The organism is Celeribacter marinus (assembly GCF_965656515.1).
GTDB classification, from domain to species: domain Bacteria; phylum Pseudomonadota; class Alphaproteobacteria; order Rhodobacterales; family Rhodobacteraceae; genus Celeribacter; species Celeribacter marinus_D.
On record NZ_CBFHKW010000056.1, the window covers coordinates 13,226 to 16,402 of the forward strand.

5 protein-coding genes are annotated in these 3,177 nt (G+C 55.5%); 2 read left to right on the forward strand and 3 right to left on the reverse strand.

Annotation, left to right across the window (positions count from 1 at the left end):
- The 3 genes from yidD to rpmH all read right to left on the reverse strand — a co-directional run.
- Positions 1–209: membrane protein insertion efficiency factor YidD (gene yidD, locus ACTG34_RS11380; protein WP_439105023.1), on the reverse strand; the 209-nt coding region annotated here is incomplete at its 3' end.
- On the reverse strand, positions 206–661 hold the full coding sequence (rnpA, locus tag ACTG34_RS11385) for a ribonuclease P protein component (RefSeq protein ID WP_439105024.1): 456 nt from the start codon (positions 659–661) through the stop codon (positions 206–208). The genes rnpA and yidD, both read right to left, overlap by 4 nt.
- 24 nt (positions 662–685) lie before the next feature.
- Positions 686–820 carry a 50S ribosomal protein L34 gene (gene rpmH / locus ACTG34_RS11390; protein WP_012177012.1) on the reverse strand — a complete coding sequence of 45 codons (135 nt, stop codon included), beginning with the start codon at positions 818–820 and terminating at the stop codon, positions 686–688.
- 429 nt (positions 821–1,249) lie between these two features.
- Here rpmH and ACTG34_RS11395 point away from each other — a divergent pair, with 429 nt between their 5' ends.
- Positions 1,250–1,834 carry a TVP38/TMEM64 family protein gene (locus ACTG34_RS11395; protein ID WP_439105025.1) on the forward strand — a complete coding sequence of 195 codons (585 nt, stop codon included), beginning with the start codon at positions 1,250–1,252 and terminating at the stop codon, positions 1,832–1,834.
- Positions 1,835–1,837: 3 nt separating this feature from the next.
- Positions 1,838–3,177 (forward strand): dihydrolipoyl dehydrogenase family protein (locus tag ACTG34_RS11400; RefSeq protein ID WP_439105026.1); only part of this gene is annotated, 1,340 nt, incomplete at its 3' end.

Sequence of the window (3,177 nt, forward strand, 5' to 3'; positions counted from 1 at the left end):
GGATCGTAGCCCGTGCCGCCCATCGGGTGGCATCGCCCGATACGTTTGGCTGCCAAGAGCGAGCCTTTGATCGCACCGTGTTTTTCGAGGGCTTCCATAGCATAGGCGCTACATGTGGGCTGATAGCGGCAATTAAAGCCAACAATCGGACTAAACACCAAGCGGTAGGCGCGCACGGGAAGCGATACGATAAATGCGAAGGGTGTCATGGCTGCGACTGTTTGGGTTCGCCATGCACTTTGCGCATTGCGTATCGCATGTCTTTGAGGAGGAGGTCAAATGGACGCGCAGAGGTGTCTACAGCTTTGCCGATTAACACGTAATCCCATCCATCATGCCCCAACTCAGGTAGGATATGGCGCGCAATTTCACGGAGCCGCCGTTTGGCGTGGTTGCGTTTAACTGCGTTGCCAACCTTTTTAGAGCAGGTAAATCCAACACGAATTCCCGTTGTCTGCTCATCGCCATCGCGCTTGCGTGCCTGAAGCAAAAAACTTCCAGTGCCCTGCCTACGTGCACGAGCGGCGCGCAAAAAATCCGCGCGTTTTGTCAACGTCATCAATGATGAGGCTGAAGAGGTGTCGGAGCATGACAAAACCGCCGATCGCTGACCTTTGGTTCCGGCTATTGCCATTCCCTCGGGTGCGTCCGGCGGTGTCATATTCGTAGAGCCCTAAGGCTGCCCTTATGCGGACAGCGACTTGCGGCCGCGTGCGCGACGTGCGTTCAGGATCTTACGGCCCGCTTTAGTTGCCATACGTGCACGGAAACCGTGGCGGCGTTTGCGGACGAGGTTACTCGGTTGAAAGGTGCGTTTCATCGCGCCATCTCCATCGGTTTGGTCATGACCCAAACCTCAAGGCGTGAGATTCGAAGGCCGACATTCATTGAAGCCCTGCGTTTAGGTGTCCAAAGGCAGCTTGTCAATTCGTGTCGTGGGGAATTCTGTAACAATTCGACAGTATCAGACCGAAACCTCTAGAGAACCGCTCGCGACAGATCAACCGCGCGTGAGAACAGTGCAATAGAAGGACTGTTAAGGTAGCAATATCGTGCCATATGGCGCAGGTTCGCCCTCCATAGTGAACGCGAGGGCCTCATGGCACAACCCAGTACATCAACCAGTACACCAAAAACACGTCGCCACATCGGGCCTATCGTTGTTTTCGCCACCATTGCAGTTGGGTTGGCGGTTTTATTTCGCGATTCTCTGAGCTTTGATTCTTTAGCGGAGAACCGAGGCGCGCTTTTGGCGTACCGCGATGCACATTTTGGCCTCTCGGTTGCGCTTTTCATGGTTGTTTATGCGGGTATTGTCGCGTTTTCCCTGCCAGGGGCGACCATCGCGACACTTACGGGCGGCTTTTTGTTCGCGACCTTTCCCGGCGCGGTGTTCAATATCATTGCGGCGACATCGGGCGCGTGCCTTTTGTTTCTCGCTGCGCGGTGGGGGTTGGGTGATTGGTTGTCGACCAAGATGGAAACGGGGTCGCCGCGCGTGCAGCGGATCAAGCGCGGGCTTGATGACAATCAGTGGTCGATGCTCTTTTTAATGCGCCTTGCGCCTGTGGTGCCGTTTTTCGTCGCAAATCTACTGCCTGCGCTTCTTGGTGCATCGTTCCACCGCTTTGCGATTTCGACGGCAATCGGAATTATTCCGGGTGCGATTGTCTATACATCGGTCGGTGCGGGGCTTGGTAAGGTGTTTGAGGCAGGAGCATCGCCTGATCTCGGTCTTATTTTTGAGCCACATATCCTCTTGCCGATTCTTGGACTCTGCGCTCTGGCGATCTTGCCGATATTTCTGAACTCTCGCACCAAACAGGATCTTTGACCTATGACGAAACTCAAAACAGATCTTTGTGTGATCGGAGCGGGGTCGGGGGGGCTCTCTGTCGCTGCGGGTGCCGTTCAAATGGGTGCGCGCGTGGTTTTAATCGAGAAGGGCGAGATGGGGGGCGACTGTCTCAATTCCGGCTGTGTGCCGTCAAAGGCGCTGTTGTATGCGGGACAAGATGGGATGAGCTACGCGGATGCGATGGCGCATGTCCGCGCGACCATCGCGACCATTGCTCCGCATGATAGCCAAGAGCGGTTCGAGGGATTGGGCTGCACAGTGATCCGCGCACACGCACAGTTCACGTCGTCAAAGACAGTTGAGGCAGATGGTATAGAAATCACGGCGCGCCGGTTTGTGATTGCGACCGGATCGCGCCCTTTTGTGCCGCCTATCGACGGGCTTCATGCAGTTCCATATCTGACCAACGAGAGCCTTTGGGATGTCACGAAGGCTCCTGAGCATCTATTGATTTTAGGGGCTGGCCCAATCGGAATGGAAATGGCGCAAGCGCATCGACGTTTGGGGTGTGAGGTCACGGTTGTCGAAGCCGCCACGGCCCTGTCGCGCGAAGATCCCGAAGCCGCAGGGGTTGTCGTGGCAGCCCTCAAGGGCGAAGGCGTGAATATCATCGAGAATGACAAGGTTGTGCGGGTGTCGGGCACGCAGGGTGATATCACTCTCTATCTTGAAAGTGGAAGCCAGATCAGAGGGTCGCATCTGTTGGTGGCTACGGGCCGTGTCGCCAATTCCGACAGCCTTGCATTGGAAAAGGGTGAGATCAATCACAACCGTGGTGGCATCACGGTGGACGCGCGTCTGCGGACCTCGAATCGCCGTGTTTATGCGATCGGCGATGTTGTTGCGGGTAATCTGCAATTCACCCATGTGGCGGGGTATCAGGCGGGCGTGATTATCCGCTCTTTGCTGTTTGGGTTGCCTGCAAAGGCCTCAACGCACCATATTCCACGGGCTACTTATACATCCCCTGAATTGGCGCAGGTGGGCCTGTCCGAAACTGATGCCCGTGCCACTCATGGTGACAAGGTAGAGATTGTGCGCGCACAGGTGTCGGGAAATGACCGAGCCATTGCAACACAGCGTGCGGATTCGGGATTTATCAAGGTGATGGTGGTAAAAGGGCGTCCGGTTGGTGTCACGATCGTGGGGCCGGATGCGGGTGAGTTGATCACTCTTTGGTCGCTTGTTCTTTCTTCAAACCTCAAAATGAGCCAGATTGCGGGTATGATTGCGCCTTATCCGACACTTGCGGAGCTTAACAAACGCGTGGCGGGTGCCTATTTTACACCAAGGCTATTTGAGAGTGCCAAGGTGAAAAC

What these genes read in the sequence shown, in the direction of transcription:
- rnpA (WP_439105024.1), bottom strand. Translation starts at nt 661, where the DNA reads ATGACACCGCCGGACGCACCCGAGGGAATGGCAATAGCCGGAACCAAA.
- rpmH (WP_012177012.1), bottom strand. Translation starts at nt 820, where the DNA reads ATGAAACGCACCTTTCAACCGAGTAACCTCGTCCGCAAACGCCGCCAC.